Origin of the sequence: Rhodococcus sp. T2V, assembly GCF_029269925.1 — a bacterium.
GTDB lineage: Bacteria > Actinomycetota > Actinomycetes > Mycobacteriales > Mycobacteriaceae > Rhodococcus_F > Rhodococcus_F koreensis.
On the sequence record NZ_JARJBD010000371.1, the window covers coordinates 1 to 561 of the forward strand.

The 561-nt window shown below is 67.7% G+C and carries 1 protein-coding gene; it reads right to left on the reverse strand.

Annotated elements, in window-relative coordinates; translation table 11 throughout:
* Positions 1-271 precede the first annotated feature (271 nt).
* A complete protein-coding gene (locus P3H15_RS54430) occupies positions 272-511 on the reverse strand; it encodes a gas vesicle protein GvpG (protein ID WP_276144890.1) in 240 nt (79 codons plus the stop codon).
* Positions 512-561 lie beyond the last annotated feature (50 nt).

Below are 561 nucleotides of genomic sequence, written 5' to 3' on the forward strand. Positions count from 1 at the left end.
AGTAATCGGATTGCGGTGAAGAGCTCGAGAAGCAGAGATCCGGCCGAGAATGCGGCGCCATTCCCGGCCGAACCCCTGTCCGGGGCACTCCCGGAACCCAGACGTTCGGACCCCGACATCGGTGACGTACCCGCGACCCCTCGATCTGCACCGGTTGCAGCGGCAGCGCGGCGCTGTGGGGTGGGGCCGGATACACCCGCCTCTCCCCACCCGAGTCCCCGACCGGTGCGGCCGGGCAAGGTTCGGTTCTGCCGGTGCTCGCCCAACTGGCTCAGGGGGTGGATTCGCCACCGCCCGTCATCTGGTCGAGGATCGCCTGCTGCGCCTGCATTTCCTCCTCCTCGGTGATCTCACCGCGCTCGCGGGCCTCCTCGAGTTCCTCGAGCGCCCGGCGGGCCCGCGCCGGATCGTGCAACTCCTGCTCGACCTGCCGCTGGATCAACTCCGCCAACGAGATCACCCCTTTGACCGGTTGCAGCGGCAAGGTGACGATGAACGAGAACAATCCCATGCTTCAGCCCTGTCCCTCCGGCTTCGGGGCGACCACGAAGTCGTACGCCG

What these genes read in the sequence shown, in the direction of transcription:
- P3H15_RS54430 (WP_276144890.1), bottom strand. Translation starts at nt 511, where the DNA reads ATGGGATTGTTCTCGTTCATCGTCACCTTGCCGCTGCAACCGGTCAAA.